Below are 21,224 nucleotides of genomic sequence, written 5' to 3'. Positions count from 1 at the left end.
TCGCCCGGCGGCTGCGGTCCATCGGTGACGAGCTGGGCGGGTCCGCCGAGCGGCCCGGTGTCGGCATCGCCGAGTTCGTCGGCGCCGCGACGGACGAAGAGATGTTCGCCTTCATCGACGAGGAGATCGGGGAGCACGAGCTGTGACCACTGACGACACGGCGACGGCTGACGACAAGGTCAGGAGTTACCTCAAGCGGGTCACCGTCGAACTCCACCAGACCCGTTCCCGGTTGCGCGAGCTGCGCGAGCAGGAGCACGAACCGATCGCGATCATCGGCATGGCCTGCCGGTACCCGGGCGGGGTCGCCTCGCCGGAGGACCTGTGGGACCTGGTCGCCGACGGGCGCGACGCCATCACCGGGTTCCCCACCGACCGGGGCTGGGACCTCGACGCACTGGTCGACCCGGACGGCGAGACCCCTGGCACGACCTACACCGCGCAGGGCGGGTTCCTGCGCGAGGTGGCGGAGTTCGACGCGCGGCTGTTCGGTATCTCGCCGAGCGAGGCGCTCGCCATGGATCCGCAGCAGCGGTTGCTGCTGGAGACCACCTGGGAGGCGATCGAGCGGGCGGGCATCGACCCGACCTCGCTGCGCGACTCCGACACCGGCGTGTTCGTCGGCACCAGCAACCACGACTACAGCGAGTTGCTCGGCCCGCTGCGCGACGAACTCGCCGGCTACCTCCTGTCGGGCAACGCGTCGAGCGTGCTGTCCGGCCGGATCGCCTACACCCTCGGGCTGTCCGGCCCGGCGGTCTCCGTGGACACCGCGTGCTCGTCCTCGCTCGTCGCGCTGCACCTGGCCATCACCGCCCTGCGGCGTGGTGACTGCACGCTCGCCGTCGCCGGCGGGGTGTCGGTGTTGTGCACCCCGAACGGCTTCGTGCTGTTCTCGGCGCTGCGCGGCCTGTCGCCGGACGGGCGCTGCCGCTCGTTCGCCGCGGCGGCCGATGGCACCGGTTGGGCGGAGGGCGCTGGCGTGCTGCTCGTGGAGCGTCTGTCCGACGCGCGGCGGCTCGGTCACCCGGTGCTGGCCGTGCTGCGGGGCAGCGCGACCAACTCCGACGGCGCCAGCAACGGCATCACCGCGCCGAGCGGGCCGGCGCAGCGCGCCGTGATCCGGCGGGCGTTGGCCGGCGCCGGTCTCACACCGTCCCAGGTGGACGTCGTGGAGGCGCACGGCACCGGGACACCGCTCGGCGACCCCATCGAAGCCCAGTCGATCATCGCGACCTACGGCCAGGGGCGCGACCGTCCACTGTGGTTGGGTTCGATCAAGTCGAACATCGGCCACACAGCCGCCGCCGGCGGCGTGGCCGGCGTGATCAAGATGGTGCAGGCCATCCGCCACGGCGTCCTGCCACCGACGCTGCACGTGGATGAGCCGACCCCGAACGTCGACTGGACGGCCGGCGCGGTGGCGCTGCTGACCGAGCCGCGATCGTGGCCGGACACCGGGCAGCCTCGGCGGGCCGGCGTGTCGGCGTTCGGCGTCAGCGGTACCAACGCACACGTGATCGTCGAGCAGGCTCCGCCGGCCGACAGCGCGTCAACCGACAGCGCCTCAATCGACAGTGCGCCAACGGACCCCGCCGCACCGTCGTCCGCCCTCGCCTGGGTACTCAGTGCCGGCACCGCCGACGGGCTGCGCGCCCAGGCCGAACGGCTGCTGGCGGTCGCGCCGCACCACAGACCGGCCGACGTCGGGCATTCGCTGGTCGTCGGCCGCGCGAACCTGGGTCACCGGGCGGTCGTGCTCGGTGCCGACGGTCCTGAGCTCCGCCGGGGCGTGGCCGCGCTCGCCGCCGGCGAACCCGATGACGGGGTCGTCCTCGGCACCGCGACCGACCACTCCGGGCCGCCGGTGTTCGTCTTCCCCGGCCACGGCACGCAGTGGCTCGGCATGGCCGACGAGCTGCTCGCGACCTCGCCGGTGTTCGCCGCCAGAATGGCCGAGTGTGCCGCGGCCATCGAGCCGCACGTGGACTGGCGGTTGCTGGAGGAACTGCGCGGGGACCGGCTCGACCGGGCGGACGTGCTCCAGCCGGTGACGTTCGCGGTCATGGTGTCGCTCGCCGAGCTGTGGCGTGCGCACGGCGTCGAGCCGGCGGCGACGATCGGCCACAGCCAGGGCGAGTTCGCCGCCGCGGTGGTGGCCGGCGCGCTCGGGCTCGACGAGGCTGCCCGGCTGCTGACCCGCAGGGCGGCGGCGCTGGCCCCGCTGTTCGGCAAGGGTGACATGAGCGCGGTGTCCCTGTCGCCGGAGGAGACCGCGGAGTTGATCGCCCCGTGGGGGACGAGGCTCGCGATCGCCGCCGTCAACGGCGCGCGGTCGGTGGTGGTCTGTGGCGAGCTGGCCGCGCTGGACGAACTGGTCGAGACCGGCGCCCGCACCGGTGTGCGGGTCCGCCGGGTGTCGCCCGGCTACGCCTCACACGGCCCGCAGGTCCAGACCATTCGCGCCGAGTTGCTGGCCGCGCTCGTCGATGCCCGTCCCGGCCCGGCGGACATCCCCCTGTACTCGACGGTCACCGGCGAGCGGCTCGACACGTCCGGGATGGACACCGAGTACTGGTACCGCAACATCCGCCAGCCCGTGCGGTTCGACGACGCGGTGCGCGCGGCGCTCGCCGCGGGACACCGGACGTTCGTCGAGGTCAGCCCGCACCCGGTGCTGACCGCGGGCATCGCCGAGACCGCGCACGAAGCGGGCACCGACCCGCTGGTCACCGGCACGCTGCGCCGCGACGAGGGCGGGCTCACGCGGTTCCTCGCCGCCGCCGCCGAACTGCACGTGCGCGGACACCGGGTCGACTGGTCGGTCCTGTTCCCCGGTGCGGCCGGGGTCGACCTGCCCACCTACGCCTTCCAGCGCGAGCGGTACTGGCCACCGACCCCGCGGCGGGCGGTCGCCGACCGGTACCGGGTGCGCTGGTCCACGACCGTGGCGCCGGCTCCACGACCGCTGTCGGGAACGTGGCTGGTCATCGACGCGCGCGACGACGCGCTGGGCCGGGCGCTCACCCGGCACGGCGCCACCGTGGTCCATGTGGCCGCCGCCGACGCCGCCGACCTCGTCGTCGAAGGACCGGTGGCCGGCGTGGTGTCCGAGGCCGACGCCGCCGGCACCCTCGCGCTGGTGCGCCGACTCGACGCCCCGGTCTGGTTCCTCACCCGCGGCGCCGTGTCCACAGGGGACGACGACGCCGCGCCGGACCCGTGGCGGGCCGCGGTCTGGGGAGTGGCGCGCACCGTTGCGGTGGAGGCCCCGGAACGGTTCGCCGGTCTGGTCGACCTGTCGGTCGAGCCGGACGACCCGTGCTGGCGGCGACTGTGCTCGGTGCTGGCCGACCAGGGGGAGCGGGTGCTTGCCCTCCGGCGAACCGGCGCGTTCGTCCCGAGGCTGGTCAACACGGAGCCGAGCGGCCGACCGTGGGAACCGCGCGGCGCGGTGCTCGTGACCGGGGGCAACCTCGTGCTGTTGCGCCATCTCGCGGCCGCCGGCGTCGAGCACCTGCTGGTGCCCGACGACCCCGGCGAGGACCTCGGCGTGCCGGTGACCGTCGGGACGCTGGACGAACTCGCCGCCGACCCGGCGCTGACCGCCGTCGTGCACGCCGTCGACCGCCACGACGAAGGGCCGCTCACCGACCTCGACGGCGACCGACTGGCGGCCGTGCTCGACGCGAACGTCGCGACCGCGTGGCGGTTGCACGAGCTGACCCGTGGTCGTGAGCTGGCCGCGTTCGTCATCTTCTCCTCGGTCGCGGGCACCTTCGGCGGCATCGGACAGGTGGCCTACGCCGCGTCCTCGGCGTCGCTGGACGCGCTCGCCGAGCACCGCCGCGCGCATGGCCTGCCGGCCACCTCGATCGCCTGGGGCCCGTGGGCGGACGACGACGAGGAGCGACTGCGCCGGCTGCGCGTCAGGGGGCTGCGGGGTCTGCGCGTGGCCACCGCGCTGGAGTCGATGCTCGACGCCGTCGGCGGGCCGCCGGCCGTGCTGGTGGCCGACCTCGACTGGCCCGTGTTCGCCGCCGCCGTGGCCGCCGGCAGCTTCGTCGAGGCCGTGTACCGACCGGAACGGCGTGCCGCCTCGGCGCTCGCCGACACCAGGTCGCCGCTGGACCTGGTCATCGGCGAGGCCACCGCCGTGCTCGGCCTCGACCCGGCCGAACCTGTCGCGCCGGACCGGGAGTTCCTGGCCCTCGGGTTCGACTCGCTGACCGCCGTCGAACTGCGCAACCGGCTCGTCGCGGCGACCGGCGTGCGGCTACCGCCGTCGGTGATCCTCGACCACCCGACACCGGCGGCCCTGGCGGCCAGGTTGGCGCCCGACCGGGGTGCGACGGTGTCGGCGCCGCCCGCCGGCCTGCTCACCGCGATGCTCGACCGGGCGCGGACCGAGGGTCGGGTGGACGAGTTCCTCCAGTTCCTCGGCGCCGCCGCCGGTTTCCTGCCGCCACGGGCGCCCGGTCGGGCCGGGGTGACCCGACTGGCGCACGGCCCCGCCGGCCTCCCGTTGGTGTGCGTGCCCTCGGTGCTGGCGACCTCCGGGCCGCACCAGTTCGCCCGCATCGCCGCCGGGTGGCGTGGTGAGCGTGACGTGCTCGCGCTGTCGATGCCCGGGTTCGACCAGGACGACCTTCCCTCCACTGTGGACGGTGTGGTCGACCTGGTGTGCGGCGCCCTGCGCGCCGAGCTCGACGGTCGGCCGGCGCTGCTGGTCGGGTACTCCTCCGGCGGTCAACTCGCCCACGCGGTGGCCACCCGGCTGGAGCGCGACGGCGCCGCCGTGGCCGGCGTCGTACTGGTCGACACCTTTCCGCTGGCCGGCCAGCCGCGCGGCGACGTGCGTGCGGCGCTGATCGAGGCCATGCTGCGGCGTGCGGAGGACCGGGTCCCGGTCGACGACGGTCGGCTCGCCGCCATGGGTGCCTACCTACGGCTGCTGGAGGACTGGCGGCCGGAGAAGATCAGCGCGTCGACCCTGCTGGTGCGGGCGGGCGGAACCGCTGGCGCCACGGCGTCGTGGGACCTTCCGCACCAGGTTGTCGATGTGCCGGGCGATCATTTCTCGGTGGTTGAGGACGACGCGCCGGGGGTCGCCGACCGCATCCGCGCGTGGATCGAGGACGAGTTGGAGGAACACGATGGCTGACAGGATTCCGGTGCTGATCGTCGGTGCCGGCCCGTGCGGACTGGTCGCGGCGTGCCTGCTGCGCGGGCGCGGGATCGACGTGCGCGTGGTGGAGGCGGAAGCCGAGGCCGGGACGGGGTCACGGGCGGTGTTGCTGTGGCCGCCGACGCTGGGACTGTTCGACGAGATCGGCGCCACGTCGCAGGCTCGCTCGCGAGGTGTCAGGGTGAACGCGCTGAGCTTCCACTCGGAAGGCTCGACGCCGATCGACGTCCCGCTCGGGGAGGAGAACGCCGCGCTGCTGCTGCCACAGGACGCCAACGTCGCGGTGCTGGAGGCGGCGCTGGTGAAGTTGGGTGGCACCGTCGAGCGCCGCACCGAGGTGCTGAAGGTGGAGCCGGGGCCCGACGGTGTCGCGGTGACCGCGCGCCGGGCCGATGGCACCGAACTCGACCTGGTCGCCGACTGGGTGATCGGTGCGGACGGTTCGCACAGCACGGTGCGCCAACAGCTCGGCATCGAGTTCCCCGGCGAAACCTATCCCGGGAAGTTCGTCCTCGCCGAGGGTCGGATCGAGGGCGACTTCCGCCGCGACCACCTGCACTATCACCTGCGCCCCGCCGGCGTGCTGGTGGTGGCACCGCTGCCCGGCGGTCGGGCGCGGATCGCCGGGTTCGTCGATGACGACACGGTCGGCGAGACGCTGGACTCCTCGACGGTGCAACGGATCCTGGACACCCGAGGGCCCGGTGGCCTCCGTTTCACCGACGTGGACACCCGCTCGGTGTTCCAGGCCCACGAGAAGGTGGCCACGGCACTGCGGAAGGGCCGGTGCTTCCTGGTCGGCGACGCCGCGCACGTCAATTCGCCGGCCGGCGGCCAGGGGCTCAACCTCGGGCTGCAGGACGTGCACAATCTCGTGTGGAAACTGGCTGGGGTGATCGCGGGCCGGCTCGACCCGGTCGTGCTCGACACCTACGAGCCGGAGCGGTTCGCCGCGATCCGGCAGACGGTGCTGGCGACACGGCGACTGACCAAGCAGGGCACGCTGGGGCCGGTCGGCGTCAAGGTCCGCAATGGCCTGTGGCGGCTGCTGCGGGCGACCGGGGTGCTGGAGCGGCAGTACGCCCCGATGATGGCCGGCTGGCGGTCCAACTACCCGGACGTGCTGTTCGGTGCGCGGGCCGGCAAGGACAAGCTCGCCGGTCGCCGCACCGCCCACTGGCGCCCGGCCGACACCGGCCGGTTCCGACTGCTCACCCGGGGCGCGGACGCGGGAGCGCGGGGCGCGGAGTTGGCCAGCGCGCATCCTGACCTGGTCGAGCACGAGGAGGTAGGCGGCGACAGGCCGGGTTTCCTGCTCATCCGTCCTGACGGGTACGCGGGCGCGAGTGGCGGCCCCGAGGCCCTGCCCGCCCTGGCCCGCTCGATCAGCACGATCACCACGGGCACGTGACCGCGGTACGCCGTAGGGGCGCGCGAACATTCGTACGGAAAGAGGAGACGTGGCGAGCCAACTCGACGTGACTGACGACCTGCTGTCCTATGTGAGACAGGTCTCCCTGCGTGACGACGAGGTCCTCCGCGACCTCCGTGAGCTCACCCTGGAACTGCCCGGGGGCGAGAAGCTCATGGTCATGGCCGAGGAAGGCCAGTTGTTGGAGTTGCTGGTGCGGCTCAGCGGCGCGCGCCGGGTGGTGGACGTCGGTACCTTCACCGGCTACAGCGCGCTCTGCCTCGCGCGCGCGATCCCGCCGGACGGCACGGTGATCACCTGCGACCTCCACGCGCGGTGGGCGACGATCGCCGCCGACCACTGGGAACGAGCCGGGGTCGCCGGCCGCATCGATTTCCGCGTCGGCGACGGGACGCGGATCCTCGCCGACCTGTACGACGAGTTCGGACCGGACTCGTTCGGACTTGTCTTCGTCGACGCGGACAAGACTGGCTATCGTGACTACTATGAGGCGGCTTTGCGGCTGCTCCCCTCCAACGGGTTGGTCGTGTTCGACAACACGCTCCTCTTCGGCCAGGTTGTCGACCCGGCGGCGCAGGACCCGAACACGGTGGCGATCCGTGCGTTGAACGAGTTCCTCCACGAGGACGATCGCGTGGACATCGTGCTGCTCCCGATCGGTGACGGCATCACCCTGGCCAGGAAGAAGTAGCGCGCTCGTCGACGTAAGGAGATCGGATGACTCAGCAGGTCACGGTGTTTGGGGCGGGCGTCATGGGCACCGGCATCGCCACGCTCATGATCGCGCACGGGATCCCGGTGACGCTCGTGGACATCGACCCCGCGGTGCTGGCCCGTGGTCGTGTCTCCGTCGACCGCCAGTTGCGGCACGCGCAACTGCTCGGTGCGGTGCCGGAGGGCGTGGTGCCGGGGGAGTTGGTCACCAGCGCCTCCGTCGCCGACTGCGTCGGGTCGCTCGCGGTCATCGAGGCCGTCAGTGAACATGCCGAGCAGAAGGACAAACTCCTCCGCGAGGTGTCCGGCCTCGTCGCGCCCGGCACGGTCCTGATCTCCAACACGTCCGGTATCCCGATCGACGAGTTGGCCGCCTCGGTGCAGCGACCCGACGAGCTGGTCGGCATCCACTTCATGAACCCCCCGTACCTGATCACGATGGTCGAGGTGGCCCGTGGCCCCCGCACCAGCGACCGGACCATGGAGTCGGTGCAGTCCCTGCTGGGCCTGGTGAACCGCCGCGGGATCGTGGTGCGCGACGCGCCGGGGTTCGTCACCAGTCGCCTGCTGCACCCGATGATCAACAACGCCGCCCGGCTGGTCGGGGAGGGCGTCGCGACCGTGGAGGAGGTCGACGCCCTGATGACGGGTTGTCTTGGCCATCCCACCGGGCCGCTGCGTACCGCAGACCTGATCGGTCTGGACAACCTGGCTGACGCCCTGGTGGCGCTGAGCCAACGCCTCGGAAACACCGAGTACCTGCCGTGCGAGTACCTGCTCGACAAGGTCCGGGCCGGTCGGCTCGGCCGCAAGTCCGGTTCCGGCTTCTACGACTACGAAGGATGAATCGAGTGACAACGAACGAGGCTGTCGACAGCGTGGCCGACTCCGAGGTGGCGACCAGGATCAGCGCCTACGTCGAGACCAAGGCGAAGGCCGCGGTCGCGCACGACACGGACCTGGCCGAGGCCGGGATCCTGACCTCCATGGTGGCCATGGAGATGGTCGTGTTCCTGGAGTCCGCCTTCGAGATCTCGATCATCGGCCGGGATCTGAAGATGGACAACTTCCGCACCGTGAACACCATGGCGGCCCTGGTGACCCGGCTCCGCGAGACAGCGGCAGATGCCTGACGGCGTGGACGCCGGCCGGGAGTTCGTTCGTGCCGCCGTCGCGGACCAGGCGGATGCCTGGGACGCGGCCGGTGCGGTGCCGGTCGACGTTCTGCGCGATCTCGGCAAGCGGGGCCTGCTCTGCGCCCAGGTCCCGACTGTCCACGGCGGACTCGGAGCGAGTAGCCGGGCCAATGGCGAGTTCACCGCCTACGTCGGGGAGCTGTGTGGTTCCACGCGGAGTGTGATGACCTCGCAGGGGATGGCGGCGTGGGCGATCCAGCGGCTCGGTGACGTCGAGCAGCGGGCCGCGTTCCTGCCCGAGCTCGTCGGTGGGCGGTTGGCCGCGGTCGCCATGACCGAACGCGACGCGGGCAGCGACCTGTCCGGCATCGCGACCGAGATCACCGAGGACGGTGACGCCGTGGTGGTCACCGGTGCCAAGCGCTGGGTCACCGCGGCCCAGTACGCCGACCTGCTGGTGGTGTTCGGGCGCTACGCGGACGGCGCGGCGGCTGTCGTCGTGCCGACGGACGCGCGGGGCGTGCGGATCGAGCCGGTCCCGACGCCGCTCGGCTGCCGGGCCGGCGGGCACGCGAACGTGGAGTTGGCCGCGGTGCGGGTGCCGGTCGGTAACGTCCTCGGTGGCGGCGGGCCGTCGATCGCGTTGCTGGTCACCGCCGCGCTGGCCTATGGACGGATGTCGGTGGCCTGGGGTTGTGTCGGGATTCTGCGGGCCTGCCTGCGAGCCTCGACCACCCACGCCGCCCGGCGCGAGCAGGGCGGCAGGCCGATCGCCGGGCACCAGCTCGTGGCCCGCCAGCTCGCCGAGCTGTACGTCGCCGAGCGCGCCGCGTCCCTGGCCTGCGAGCACGCCAGCGACCGCTGGGACGCGCGAAGCCCCGACATGGTGATGGCCGGCGTGCTGGCGAAGTACACGAGTGCCCGGCACGCGGCGACCGCGAGCGCGGCCGCCGTGCAGATTCTGGCGTCCTGGGGCGCGGCGGACAACGGGCTCGTCGCCCGCGCGTTCCGCGACGCCAAGCTGATGGAGATCATCGAGGGGACCAATGAGACCTGCCAGCTGCTGCTCGCCGAGCACGCGCTGTCGGCGGCCGCGTCCCCCGACAGCGAACGGTAAGGAGCGAGTTCCCGTGGTGACACCGGTGAAGTGTCTGGTTTGGGACCTGGACAACACGCTGTGGGACGGAACCCTGCTCGAGGACGATCAGGTCGACCTCGTCGACGGTGTTCTGGAGACGATCACAACCCTCGACCAGCGCGGCATTCTGCAGTCCATCAGCAGCAAGAACGACGCCGACCTCGCGATGGCTCGGTTGATCGAGTTGGGGATCGCGGATTACTTCGTGCTCCCCAAAATCGGCTGGGGGCCGAAGTCCGAGTCCGTGCGCGAGATCGCCGAAGAACTCCGGTTCGCGCCAGAAGCCGTGGCCTTCGTCGACGACCGGCCGCAGGAACGCGCTGAGGTCGAGTTCAACCTGCCCGGCGTGCGCTGCTACTCGGACGCCCAGGTGCCGTCGCTGGTCACCCTGCCCGAGTTCACACCAACAACGATCACCACCGACTCCCGTCGTCGCCGCCAGATGTACCAGGCCGGATTCCAGCGAGACGCCGAACGCGCGGCCTTTCGCGGGCCGGACCAGGATTTCCTGCGCTCGCTCGAGGTCCGGTTGACGATCGGCAGGGCCACCGAGGCGGAGCTCGGGCGGGTCGAGGAGCTGACGGTCCGGACCACCCAGATGAACACCACCGGCGTGTTCTACGCCGAGGAGACCCTGCTCGCGATGGTCGCGGACCCGGCGCACGAGGTGCTCACGGTGACCGTGTCCGACCGGTTCGGCCCCTACGGCGCGGTCGGCGTCGTGGTGCTGGACCGCCACCCCGAGGTCTGGCACATCAAACTGCTGGCGACCTCGTGCCGGGTGGTCTCGCTCGGTGTCGGCGGCCAGATCCTCAGCTGGCTGGTCAACGAGGCCGAGCGCGCCGGCGTACACCTGCTCGCGGACTTCAGGCCGACGGAACGAAACCGGATCATGGAAGTCACCTACCGCTTCGCCGGCTTCACCGACGACTCGTGTGAGTGCGTCACGCCCGTGCCGGCGCCCGACACCGGGTCGAACCGGTTGCACCTGGTGCCGGCACCGCAGACACTGTCCGAGGTGATCACGTTGACCGCGGTGGACCTGCGTACTCCGGAGAGCCTGGACCGCGCCAGCTGACCGCACCAGTGATGTCCGCGTGACCGCCGGGTCGGCGTTGAGGATCCGGTGATGCTGATCCCGCGACCCGCTGCCAGGATCGAGGAACTGGCCACAGCGCTGATCGGCGATCTCTGTCGCCTTGTTGCCGGCCGCCGTTTGGACGTGAATCCGGAGATGGTGCCGAATCCATCGTCGTCTTTCTGGTAATGCATCATCGAGAGCACCGTGACGATCCTCGCGACCTCGACACGCTGCTGTATGCCCAGCTTGTCCTGGCCTACTGTGAAGGGTAGAGCTGGCGACAGCGACTGGGGTTGGCCTCTACGCGATAGGCGGGGGTGGTGGTATGTCGTTGAATCCTGTGGGTGCAGGGTAGCGAGCATGTTTGTTCGGGGGTACCTGGGTAGTGTGCTGGACGGCAGCGCGGCGCCGGTGGGCACCTGTTTTCAGGTTTCCGCTGGTGTGCTGGTGACCGCCGTGCACGTGCTGGAGCAGGCTGGTGCCGACACTGAGGTGCGGGTACGTGCTCTTTATCCGGCCGGTCCCGTCATGGCAGCTACCGCACGGCGGGTGGACGGCGTCCACGATCTGGCGGTGCTGACCTGTTCCGGCTCGTTGCCGGAGAGCGTGTCCGCTCTGGTGGCGAGTGACGACCTGCGCCTCAACCAACTGGTGCACCTCACCGGCGTGGCTGATGTGCCCTACAGCGAGCATCGTCATGAGTACCTTGACGCCTTCGGCAGCTGGGCCGGCGGAACGGTACGTCAGGGCGACGGCGCCAGACTCGGCAGGATGCGCTGCCAGGATGTCATGTTGGGGATGAGCGGCTCTCCGGTGCGACGGGCCGGTGACGACGCGGTGGTCGGGGTGGTGTCCGGCCGGTACAACAGTGGCGACGGCTGGTTGCGGGACTCGGTGTGGGTCGCCCGGACCGAGGATCTCGCTTCGCTGCTCGACGGGTTGACCACGGTCACCTGTGCACGCCCGAGCCTGGAGCCAGGGGGCGCGGAGTTGGCGCGATGGACGGTCGATCTTCTCTCCGCCATCGACGCCGCGCTGACGGGAAGGTCTGCCGGGGAAGGGCTCAGCAGGACGGTCCACGAACTGGTGGCGGAGGTTGTCGATGAATCTCAGGTCAACGGTGTCGCCTTCCGTGGTCGGTTGCGTGCGCATGGGCTTGAGCCAGCGGTCCTGCTGACCTGGCTTCCTCAACACGCGCGGGCGATCGCGCGGTGGTCGAGCAACGATGACGGCGAGTGCGCGGCGTTGCTCGCCCGCCTGCGGGTCCGGCTGGCCGCGGCCGTCGAGGACGGGCGGCTGCCGGCGACCTCGGCCACCGCACCTCACATCGCTTCTGCTCTGCGCGGTACGCCGTCTCGGCCGGATTTCGCTGACCGGCTGGCGGATCTCGTGCCAGTCGCGCGTTCTACCAGCCGGGAAGCCGTGATTGTCAGGGAGAAAGACGCGGACGAGCAGCAGGGCTCGGTGGTACATGTACCGGGCACCGGCGAGCGGGCTCCGGCTGCGCTGGACGTGCGTGGTCAGCGCCTGTCCCACGTGGCCAGGCACATGTGCGAGCTGAGACGGGCCGATCGGTACCTCACCGGACGGGATGACGTGGTCGCGAAGCTGTGCGCCGCGACCACCGACGGTCCCGGGCACTCGGTGTTGTGGCTCTCGGGTCGCCCGGGAGTCGGCGCCTCAGAGGTCGCCCTGCACGTCGCACATCGCACAGCGTCCCACTATGACACCGTGTTGTACGTCGACCTGTACGGTCGGCAGGCTGGCTCCCGCCGGTCGGTGCGTACGGTGGCACGGATGCTGCTCGAAGCGCTCGGGGAGCCCATCACCTCGAGACTCGGCGAGGACGAAGCCCTCTTCGACACCCTTCGGCGGGTGCTCGGCTCGACCCGCTCGCTGCTGGTACTCGACAACGTCAGGGACGCCGGCGACGTCGCCCCGGTAGTCCGGGACAGCGGCGCGGCGACTGTCATCGTGACCTCGCACCAGCGACGGCAATCGCTCGCAGATCCAGATCTGGCCGTGCACCTTCCGGTGCTTGACCCGTCCGACAGTGTCGGTCTGCTGCGGCGATTCGCCGCCGACGTCCGGCCGCGTGACCACCGGCACCTCGAGCACATCGCCGGACTGTGCGACAACCTCCCGCTCGCGCTCCGGCTCGTCGGTGCCCGGCTCACCGCCCGCCCCGAGGTCGCGGTATCCGAATGGGCCCGGCTCCTGACCCATGAGCACAGCAGGTTGAACTTCCTGAGCGACGACGAACGCGCCGTTCGCAGCGCGATCATGCTCGGCTACTTGGACATGGACCTGCCCGAACGGCACACCACCAGGTACCTGTCCGCCGTGCCGGGCGCGGTCGCCACGGAAGCGGAACTGACCTACGCACTGGACGGCGACGAGGCGGTCACCGCACTGAGCCTGCACCGGGTCGTCGATGCCAGCATGGCCGACTGCGAGGGTACTGGCGGGTCCCACGGCGGCTACGTGCTGTCGTTCCGGCTGGCCGAACTCGTTCGCCTAGTCGCCTCGGAACGCCTCACCGCCGAGGAGACCCCGCAGGACATCCGGGCGTTCCGTCGCCGGTCCACCCGGTACCTCGCCGATCGCATGTCCGAGATCGTGCACGCGGCAGAGATCGCGAACCTAGAGCTCGAAATGGATCCCACCCGCGCCCACACCGCGCTGGACATCGCCGTTTCCCACTCGTGGTGGGACATCGCCGAGGACCTCGGACGAGACCTGCGCGTCATCTACAACGCCACCTGGGACCTTCCGGCCCTGACCAGGACGGTGGAGGCGCTGGTCACCGTTCACCTCGCCACCACGAGTCCGGGTCGCGCCGTGCGCTCGATCCGTGACCTCGTCGAGGTACTCGCATCGGCGGACTCCTGCCGCGGCGACGCGTTGTCGTGGGCCCAGCGCGGGGAGCGAATCGCCGCAGAGCACGGCCTGCGCGAGGAACACGTCGACGCCTGCTTGCTCGTCGGGGACGTGGCTGCCCGTCTGAAGGAGTACCGCGTCGCCTACAATGCCATGATCAGGACAAACGAACTGCTCGAAGCGCACGGGCGTGCCGACGAGTCCGGCACCGTGCTCGTCAACCTGGCAAAGCTCGCTCAACACGCACCAGAAGTGGTCGACGGCCCCCGGAACGCCTCCTGGTGGGCAGACCGTGCCATCGCGCTCGCCGACCGGGTCGGCGATGCGGACTCCCGGGCATGGGCCCATTTCGAACGGGCCAGGATCGGGTCGTACACGGGTGAGCGGGTGCTGGCGCTGCGCCACTACAAGATCGCGGCGATGTGTTGGGTGAGTTGCGGCGTGAACAACAACGCCGCGGTGGTGGCGCAGAACACCGCCGACCTGCATGGCGACGACCCGCACGGAGCGCACGCTGCCTGGGCCGAGGCCGTACGTCTCTGGCGACTCTGCCCAGACGAGAAGGCACGGCTCGCCCACGCCCTGGTCATGCTGTCCAGCCTCCAGCGCCAGCTCGGCATGAATGAGGACCTGGCACGGTCTCTGGCCGACGCACACGAGACCTGCCCGTCCGACCACGCGCGGCTTCACCACGAGATCGCGGTTCGTCTGGCCGCATCGCGTTGCCTGTCCGGCGCGGAGTATGGCGTGGCGACAGGGCCCAATCCGCAGCCGGCCGGCCTCGTCAGCGACGCGCTCCGGGTGCTCGCGGCATCTGCGCGGGACAAGAACGACGACGCACTCCTCGACCAGCTCCTGCGCGCCGCCACCATCAATGGAGTGGCGGGATACCAGTTCTGGATCTTCGACGAGTTGAGGGAACCGGCGGGTCCACGACCAACGATCGGGCCGTCGCGACCATGATCGAGCAGGCCCGTCGACCGGCTAGAGTTCGGTGATGATCAGCCACCTCGTGCCAGTTCGGATCGGTGACGTCGAAGTTCAGATCGAAACCGTACGAGAGCCAGGAACGGAGCCGACCTCCAGGCTGTCCGACGCCGGCGACCGGGTCCACGCCGCGTTCGGCAGCGCTCACGAGGTCATTCAGGGCATGGCCGCCAAGATGGTCAGCGCGATCGATCAGCTCGCCACATCACCAGCCGCTCGTCCCGCCAACCTCGAGATCGAGTTCGGTCTCGCGTTCTCCGCCAAGGGGAACATCATCGTCGCGAGCGGTGAGGCCAATGCCTCGCTGAAGGTGAAACTGGTCTACGACGTCGTCCCGCCGAAATAGCGAGACACCATCAGCGGGAGGGGAGGGTGAGTCGCCGATGGTTGGACGCAGCGCCACGTCACCGCGCATCAAGGTCACCTGTCTCGACGGCGAGCAATGCTCGCTTTATATCGAGCCGTGGGGGTCGGAGTTCACACTGGCTCGCGGCGACGTCCTCTTCGTCGAGTCCGAGGCGTTTCTCACCGGCGATGTGGAGGTCAGCCACGTTGCGGGAGGGATCGCCATTGCCTTCACCGCCGATGTTCCGATCGTGATCACTGACCTCGACGGACGCAGGCTCGATGTATTACCGAGCCATCTTGGCGTCCCAGCCCACGGTGTACACCGTGAGCCTACCAACCCCGGATGATCCTGGAGCCGCATCTGTTTGATGCCACCTCAGGGTGTGCATGACAGGAGATCTGAATGATCACTATGCAGGTGCGAGGCGAAACCGGTGACATCGTGGCGCGAGGGTCATTCGGACTGGATTGGATGGCAGCGTTGCGGCATGTCGATGCTGACCGGTTTCCGTTTCTGGGGAGCCTGCTGCCCTACGCGGACTCCATGTTCAATTCGCGACAGACGGTGAGGCTTCGGCAGGAGATTGCCGACGAGTCAGTGCGAGAGCTTCTTGGGTCTGAGGCGGCTTCGGAGATCGAAAGGCTCTGTCAGCAAGTGGAGAGCGGCCAACATCTCTATCTGTGGTTCCTGGGAGACTAGGAGCGTCGGCGAGGGGTCCCGGTCAGGTGGTGGTGGACTTGCCGGATGACAGACCCGCAGGAGCACCCGACCGGGCCGGGCGAGCCCGCATCCGCGTGGCCGGCGCCCAGCTCGACGCCGGACGGCGGACCGGCTGGTGGCAGGGTGCGAGGTCTGGTTCGGCGCCGCAGGACGTCGTCCTGGCGGCGGTGGTGATTCTGCTGGTCGCCGTCGCCGTCGCCGTCGCCGTCGCCGTCGCCGTCGCCGTCGCCGTCGCCGTCGCCGTCGCCGTCGCCGTCGACGGCGTCGCGCGACCCTGAGCGTGTGGCTGGTCAGCTGAGCCGGCCGCCTGGGCGCATGAGGCCATGGCGTTGGTGTGTGGAGCCGGGTGACGGGCGGCTGGTTTTCAGCGGCAGCGTGCCTCGCTCCACAATCGTCGCGCTTCTTGCGGCGCATGTGGACTGTCCTGGTCCAGGCGGCGCCGGTGCACCCGTCCTCGGTAGGCGACCGGAACGTGAGCGCCAGGTCGGCGCGTTCGCGGGAGCACCTGTCGCGTTGGTCCGGCCGATGGGCTCGGGGGACGGTCTGAGCTGGGGTCATTGTGCTTGTGCCCAATGCCTGGTTACGAGGACGTGTCCGAGGTGGACGGATCCTTGACCAAATGAAGAACTCCTGCTGTAGTGAACCCACGCCGGACGGTGGACGGGAGGGTCGGACATGGACGTCAGCCACGTCGACCAGCCGGCGGAGCGTTCGGTGGTCGCCGATGTGGCCACGGTCGGCGCGACGGTCAGGATGCTGCGCAGGCAGCGGAACCTGACCTTGGAGGCGCTGGCCAGTCGAGCTGGGATCAGTGTTGGCCTCATCAGCCAACTCGAACGAGGGAACGGAAATCCCGCGTTCAGCACGCTGAGTCAGCTAGCCCACGCCCTTGACGTCTACATTGGTCGGCTGTTTCACGTCGCCGACAACGGTTCTCCCGTCGTGCGTGCCGGTGAGCGCCGGTCGCTCGACGTCGGCAGGCCGGCGCGGCTGGACGCCGTACACGAACTGTTGACTCCCGGTCGCAGTGGAGTGCTGGAGGCGCTGTGGATCACGGCGCCGCCGGGGTACGACTCCAGCGACAGCCCGATGTCGCACCCGGGCGAGGAGTTCGGAGTGGTCATTTCCGGTACGCACCAGGTGTTTCTCGACGGCACCTGCTATGTGTTGGAACCGGGCGACTCCATCACCTTCGAGGGTTCGGTCCCGCACTGGTACCGCAACGCCGGTGACGTGGCAGTGACCGCGGTGTGGGTGGTAACACCACCGAACCGCGCCACAGCTCCCTGACAGTACATCCAGGACTGAGAGAAACCGAACCGCGGCACCCGCGTGGATGTCCGGGGTCGCCATCGTGCGCTCCGGCGCTTCCCCCTTTCCAGGTAGGTGAGGTATGTCTTTCGTGCTCTCCGAAGACGGCTCGCAGGTCACCGAACCACGACACCAGGTACCGGTGGTCGACCGGTCGGACGTGCTGGTGGTCGGCGGTGGCCCCGCCGGTGTCGGCGCCGCCGTCTCCGCGGCTCGCAACGGCGCGCGGGTCACCCTCGTCGAGCGCTACGCCCACCTCGGCGGGCTGGCCTCCGGCGGGATGGTGCTGGTGCTGGACGACATGTCCAACGGGCCGGAGATCGCGGTGCGCGGGATCGTCGAGGAGTACGTGGACCGGATGGCCGCGTGGGGGCTGGCGGTGTACCCGCCGGAACAGGACCGTACCCGCGGCGAGGAGGTGTGGCGGCGCTGGGGGCGGTGGGGGTTGTTCGACTTCCACAGCCACGGCAACCCGAAGCCGATCACCTACGCGGTCGCGTTCGACCCGGACGCGTGGAAGCGGGCCTCCGACGACCTGGTGCGGGAGACCGGCGTCAACCTGCGCCTGCACAGCTGGTTCTCCGCGCCGCTGGTCGAGGACGGGCGGATGCGTGGCGTCGTCGTCGAGACCAAGGCCGGCCGCCAGGCGTTGCTGTCCGAGATCGTCATCGACACGACCGGCGACATCGACGTCGCGGCCAGGGCGGGCGCCGACCACACCACCTCGGCCTACATCACCACGCTGGTCTTCCGCCTGGGACAGGTGGACGTGGACGCCGCGTCCACCTTCGAGCACGAGAACCCGCGTGCGGCCCGCGCGCTCAACCGCAAGGCCAAGCGGATCCTCGGCGGCGCCTGGGACCTGTGGTGGCTGCGTACCCCGCTGCCGGGCGTCGTGTGGTGCAACTGTCCACACATGACCGGGTACGACGGGACCTCGGTCGAGGACCTGACCCGCGCGGAGTTCGAGGCGCGGGACCGGATCGACGCACTGCTGCGGTTCGCCCGTGCCGAACTGCCGGGGTTCGCCGACTGCGTGCTGGTCGACGTCGCCCCGCAGATGGGCGTGCGCCAGACCCGGCTGCTGCGCGGCGAGTACGTCGTCACCAAGGAGGACGTGGTGGACCGCCGGCACTTTCCGGACAGTGTCGCCCGCGGCCGGGACTACTACACCCCCTACCGGGCACTGGTGCCGGTCGGGGTGGACCAGCTGCTGGTCGCCGGGCGGCACTACTCGGCCACCCCGGACGCCCAGCGCATCTCCCGGGAGATCCCGCCGTGCATGGCGATGGGCGAGGCGGCGGGGGTCGCCGCCGCGCAGGCGCTGTCGGGTGGCGTCCTGGTGCGCGATGTCGACGTGCCTTCGGTGCAGAAACAGCTTCGTGCGCAGGGCGCCGATCCCGGTGACATCCCCGCTTCCAACGCCACCACCATCGACGGAGGTCAACAGGCATGAGTGAGTCCGGCCCGACGCCGCTCGCCGGTATCCGCGTCATCGACTTCTCCCAGGTGATGCTGGGCCCCTGCGCGACCCAACTGCTCGCCGACTACGGCGCCGACGTGATCAAGATCGAGCGCCCGGAGCACGGTGACCTTTCCCGGTCCACGCTGGAGGACCCGCTCGGCCTGGACAACCCGGTCTTCCTGAGCCTCAACCGCAACAAGCGCAGTGTGGCCGCGGACCTGCGGGATCCGGCGGTCCGGGAGGCGATCGACCGGCTGATCGACACCGCGGACGTGGTCACCAGCAACTTCCGGGCCGGCGTGATGGAACGGCTGGGACTGGGCTACGAACGGCTCAGCGCACGTAACCCGAAGCTGGTCTGGGCGTCGGCGTCGGGGTTCGGGTCGACCGGCCCGTTGGTCGGCAAGGGCGGTCAGGACGTGATCGCCCAGGCTTACACCGGGGTGATGATGCGCAAGCCGGACCCGGACCACCCGGTGGCGATCTACCCGACCACGTTGGCCGACTACAGCGCCGGCATGCACCTGGCGCAGGGCATCCTGCTGGCGCTGCTGGAACGTGACCGCACCGGCCGGGGCGGTGTCGTGGAGGTCTCCCTCTACGACTCGATGCTGTCCATGCAGATGCAGGAGGCGACCGTGCAGCTGATGCGGTCGATGGACCTGAACTGGGCGCAGATGCCGCTGACCGGATGCTTCGCCACCACCGACGGGACGATCGCGCTGGTCGGTGCCTTCAAGGAGAACCCGTTGCGGTCGATCTGCTCCGCGCTGGAACTGCCCGACCTGTCGGCCGAGCGGCGGTTCGCGACCCTCGTCGACCAGCGGGCCAACCGAACGGAGCTGCAGCGGATCCTGCGCCTGCGGTTCGCCGAGAACGGTACCGCGTACTGGTTGGCACGGCTGGAGGCCGAGGACCTGCTGTGCGCTCCGGTGCGCACCCTCGGTGAGGCGCTCGCCGACGACCAGACCGCGCACAACGACATGGTGCTGGAGTTCGAGCACCCCAAGGCGGGCCGGATGTCCACAGTGGCCTCACCGATCAGGATGAACGGGGTGCGACCCGGCGTGCGGCTGCCTCCGCCGGCCCTCGGTCAGGACACCGACGAGGTACTCGGATCGGTCGCGGAGGCGCTGTCGTGAGCGCCGGGATCATCCTTGAGGTGCGTGACGGTGTCGCCAGGGTGACCATCGACCGGCCGGCGGCACGCAACGCGCTCGACTCCGCGGCGGCCACCGAACTGGAGCGGGTGTGGACCGAGATCGAGGCCACGCCGGGGATCCGGGTGGTGGTGCTCACCGGGTCGGGTGACCGCGCGTTCTGCGCCGGGGCCGACCTGCGTGAGGACAACGGTCTGTCCGGTGTGGACTACTGGGCCGGTGCCTCCGGCAACGGGTTCGGTGGACTGTCCATGCGGGACACTCTCACGGTTCCGGTGGTCGCCAGGGTCAACGGTTTCTGCCTTGGCGGCGGCATGGAGCTGGCATTGGGGTGTGATCTCGTGGTCGCCGCGTCAACCGTCTTCTTCGGACTTCCGGAGCCGAGAGTCGGCCGGGTGCCGCTCGACGGCGGGGTCGCCGGGGTGCTCCAGCAGGTGCCCTACCGCCAGGCGATGGAGATCCTGTTGACCGGCAGAAGGGTCAGCGCCGCCGACGCGCTGCGGTTCGGACTGGTCAACGAGGTCGTCCCGGCCGAGGAACTCGACGAGGTGGTCGACCGCTGGGTGGCCGACATCCTCGCCTGCGCCCCGCTGTCGCTGCGCGCGGTGAAACGCATGGCACTGGCCGAACGGATCGGACAGGCACGCCGGATCCAGGGCACCCGAACGCCCGAACTGGTCGCCGCGCTGCGTTCGGCCGACGCACAGGAGGGTGTGCGTGCCTTCCGGGAGAAGCGCGCGCCGGTCTGGAGGGGACGATGACCGCCAACGCGCTCGACCCCGGCGTCTGGGGAGTGCTCGCCACGCCGTTCCAGGGGTCGGCCTTCGACCTGTGCGAGGCCTCGCTGGCGCGGGAGGTGGAGCACTTCACCGCCGCCGGGGTGACCGGCCTGGTCGCGCTCGGCGTGTTCGGCGAGGCGGCCACGTTGGACCAGGCCGAGCAGGCGGAGGTCGCCGAGATCGTCAGCGAGGAGACGTCCGTGCCGCTGGTCTTCGGGGTTCCCGGACTGGCGACGCGGGTGGTGATCGAGCAGGCGACCAAGGTCATCGAGGCCGGCTCCCGCCGACCGGTCGCCATCATGGTCCAGGTCAACACGCCGAACCCGGTGGCGCTCGGCAAGCATCTCGCCGCGGTGCACGAGGCGACCGGGACCCCGCTGGTGGTCCAGGACTACCCCGCGGTGTCCGGGGTGCGGATCGCCGCGGAGACGCTGGCGGCGGTGGTCCGCGACGCCGGTGACGCGGTGGCGGCGGTGAAGGCCGAGGAGCCACCGGTCCCACCCGCGGTGGCCACCCTGGTCGCGAACACCGGCGTGCCCGTGTTCGGCGGCCTCGGCGGGGTGTCCCTGCTCGACGAACTCGCCTGCGGGTCCGCCGGCGTGATGACCGGCTTCTCCTACCCGGAGGCGCTGGTGGCGACCGTGAACGCCTACCGCGACGGCGGCACCCCGGCCGCGCGGGCGGTGTTCGCCCGGTGGTTGCCGCTGGTGAACTTCGAGGCACAGCGCGGGATCGCGCTGGCCGTGCGCAAGGAGTGCCTGCGCACCAGGGGCCTGTTCATCGAGTCGGCGGTCCGCCCGCCCGCCCCCGGCTTCCCCGGCGCGCTGCACGACCTGCTCGTCGCGCATCTCGCCCACGCCGACACCCTGCTGGAGGACTGAGAG

The 21,224-nt window shown here is 70.5% G+C and carries 17 protein-coding genes; all 17 read left to right on the top strand.

All coding sequences use genetic code 11. The features are described from left to right. Positions 1–142 precede the first annotated feature (142 nt). The 17 genes from BLA60_RS27590 to BLA60_RS27510 all read left to right on the top strand — a co-directional run bounded on the left by BLA60_RS27590 (position 143) and on the right by BLA60_RS27510 (position 21,221). The gene (locus tag BLA60_RS27590) at positions 143–5,164 is read left to right on the top strand and encodes a beta-ketoacyl synthase N-terminal-like domain-containing protein (RefSeq protein WP_075135929.1); all 5,022 of its coding nucleotides are present in this window, start codon (positions 143–145) and stop codon (positions 5,162–5,164) included. Continuing rightward, positions 5,157–6,599, top strand: coding sequence for an FAD-dependent oxidoreductase (locus tag BLA60_RS27585; RefSeq protein WP_075135928.1), 1,443 nt, complete (start codon positions 5,157–5,159; stop codon positions 6,597–6,599). The genes BLA60_RS27590 and BLA60_RS27585 overlap by 8 nt, the downstream gene beginning before the upstream one ends. Positions 6,600–6,648: 49 nt before the next feature. After that, a complete protein-coding gene (locus BLA60_RS27580; protein ID WP_075135927.1) occupies positions 6,649–7,311 on the top strand; it encodes an O-methyltransferase in 663 nt (220 codons plus the stop codon). Between the two features lie 26 nt (positions 7,312–7,337). Then, complete coding sequence (locus tag BLA60_RS27575; RefSeq protein ID WP_075135926.1) at positions 7,338–8,180, top strand: 3-hydroxyacyl-CoA dehydrogenase family protein; 843 nt, start codon at positions 7,338–7,340, stop codon at positions 8,178–8,180. Between the two features lie 5 nt (positions 8,181–8,185). Then, positions 8,186–8,467: a phosphopantetheine-binding protein gene (locus BLA60_RS27570; protein WP_075135925.1), complete on the top strand. Its 282-nt coding sequence runs from the start codon at positions 8,186–8,188 to the stop codon at positions 8,465–8,467. Beyond that, positions 8,460–9,587: an acyl-CoA dehydrogenase family protein gene (locus BLA60_RS27565; RefSeq protein ID WP_075135924.1), complete on the top strand. Its 1,128-nt coding sequence runs from the start codon at positions 8,460–8,462 to the stop codon at positions 9,585–9,587. The genes BLA60_RS27570 and BLA60_RS27565 overlap by 8 nt, the downstream gene beginning before the upstream one ends. Positions 9,588–9,612: 25 nt before the next feature. Further along, positions 9,613–10,686, top strand: a complete 1,074-nt coding sequence (locus tag BLA60_RS27560) for an HAD-IIIC family phosphatase (RefSeq protein WP_245812177.1) — start codon at positions 9,613–9,615, stop codon at positions 10,684–10,686. A gap of 390 nt (positions 10,687–11,076) precedes the next feature. Beyond that, a complete protein-coding gene (locus BLA60_RS27555; protein ID WP_162293018.1) occupies positions 11,077–14,532 on the top strand; it encodes a trypsin-like peptidase domain-containing protein in 3,456 nt (1,151 codons plus the stop codon). Between the two features lie 34 nt (positions 14,533–14,566). Next, positions 14,567–14,902, top strand: coding sequence for a CU044_2847 family protein (locus BLA60_RS27550; protein ID WP_075135921.1), 336 nt, complete (start codon positions 14,567–14,569; stop codon positions 14,900–14,902). 37 nt (positions 14,903–14,939) lie between these two features. Then, the gene (locus tag BLA60_RS27545; protein ID WP_075135920.1) at positions 14,940–15,251 is read left to right on the top strand and encodes a hypothetical protein; all 312 of its coding nucleotides are present in this window, start codon (positions 14,940–14,942) and stop codon (positions 15,249–15,251) included. 56 nt (positions 15,252–15,307) lie between these two features. Next, positions 15,308–15,604: a hypothetical protein gene (locus BLA60_RS27540; protein ID WP_075135919.1), complete on the top strand. Its 297-nt coding sequence runs from the start codon at positions 15,308–15,310 to the stop codon at positions 15,602–15,604. Positions 15,605–15,642: 38 nt separating this feature from the next. Next, positions 15,643–15,903 carry a hypothetical protein gene (locus BLA60_RS27535; protein ID WP_154814648.1) on the top strand — a complete coding sequence of 87 codons (261 nt, stop codon included), beginning with the start codon at positions 15,643–15,645 and terminating at the stop codon, positions 15,901–15,903. 436 nt (positions 15,904–16,339) lie between these two features. Continuing rightward, the gene (locus BLA60_RS27530; protein ID WP_245812175.1) at positions 16,340–16,915 is read left to right on the top strand and encodes a helix-turn-helix domain-containing protein; all 576 of its coding nucleotides are present in this window, start codon (positions 16,340–16,342) and stop codon (positions 16,913–16,915) included. A 103-nt stretch (positions 16,916–17,018) separates the two neighbouring features. Continuing rightward, positions 17,019–18,392, top strand: coding sequence for an FAD-dependent oxidoreductase (locus BLA60_RS27525; RefSeq protein ID WP_075135916.1), 1,374 nt, complete (start codon positions 17,019–17,021; stop codon positions 18,390–18,392). Next, positions 18,389–19,543 carry a CaiB/BaiF CoA transferase family protein gene (locus BLA60_RS27520; protein ID WP_075135915.1) on the top strand — a complete coding sequence of 385 codons (1,155 nt, stop codon included), beginning with the start codon at positions 18,389–18,391 and terminating at the stop codon, positions 19,541–19,543. The genes BLA60_RS27525 and BLA60_RS27520 overlap by 4 nt, the downstream gene beginning before the upstream one ends. Further along, complete coding sequence (locus BLA60_RS27515) at positions 19,540–20,322, top strand: enoyl-CoA hydratase-related protein (RefSeq protein ID WP_211288866.1); 783 nt, start codon at positions 19,540–19,542, stop codon at positions 20,320–20,322. The genes BLA60_RS27520 and BLA60_RS27515 overlap by 4 nt, the downstream gene beginning before the upstream one ends. Continuing rightward, a complete protein-coding gene (locus BLA60_RS27510; RefSeq protein WP_075135914.1) occupies positions 20,319–21,221 on the top strand; it encodes a dihydrodipicolinate synthase family protein in 903 nt (300 codons plus the stop codon). The genes BLA60_RS27515 and BLA60_RS27510 overlap by 4 nt, the downstream gene beginning before the upstream one ends. Positions 21,222–21,224: the final 3 nt, after the last annotated feature.

The sequence above is a fragment of the Actinophytocola xinjiangensis genome (assembly GCF_001921215.1).
GTDB classification, from domain to species: Bacteria; Actinomycetota; Actinomycetes; order Mycobacteriales; family Pseudonocardiaceae; genus Actinophytocola; species Actinophytocola xinjiangensis.
This window is presented reverse-complemented; position numbering and strand designations above follow the sequence as displayed.

Bases quoted from the DNA above. Each gene is read 5' to 3' on its own strand.
- BLA60_RS27550 (WP_075135921.1), top strand. From the start codon at position 14,567: ATGATCAGCCACCTCGTGCCAGTTCGGATCGGTGACGTCGAAGTTCAG.
- BLA60_RS27520 (WP_075135915.1), top strand. From the start codon at position 18,389: ATGAGTGAGTCCGGCCCGACGCCGCTCGCCGGTATCCGCGTCATCGAC.
- BLA60_RS27545 (WP_075135920.1), top strand. From the start codon at position 14,940: ATGGTTGGACGCAGCGCCACGTCACCGCGCATCAAGGTCACCTGTCTC.
- BLA60_RS27510 (WP_075135914.1), top strand. From the start codon at position 20,319: ATGACCGCCAACGCGCTCGACCCCGGCGTCTGGGGAGTGCTCGCCACG.
- BLA60_RS27565 (WP_075135924.1), top strand. From the start codon at position 8,460: ATGCCTGACGGCGTGGACGCCGGCCGGGAGTTCGTTCGTGCCGCCGTC.
- BLA60_RS27575 (WP_075135926.1), top strand. From the start codon at position 7,338: ATGACTCAGCAGGTCACGGTGTTTGGGGCGGGCGTCATGGGCACCGGC.
- BLA60_RS27585 (WP_075135928.1), top strand. From the start codon at position 5,157: ATGGCTGACAGGATTCCGGTGCTGATCGTCGGTGCCGGCCCGTGCGGA.
- BLA60_RS27540 (WP_075135919.1), top strand. From the start codon at position 15,308: ATGATCACTATGCAGGTGCGAGGCGAAACCGGTGACATCGTGGCGCGA.
- BLA60_RS27525 (WP_075135916.1), top strand. From the start codon at position 17,019: ATGTCTTTCGTGCTCTCCGAAGACGGCTCGCAGGTCACCGAACCACGA.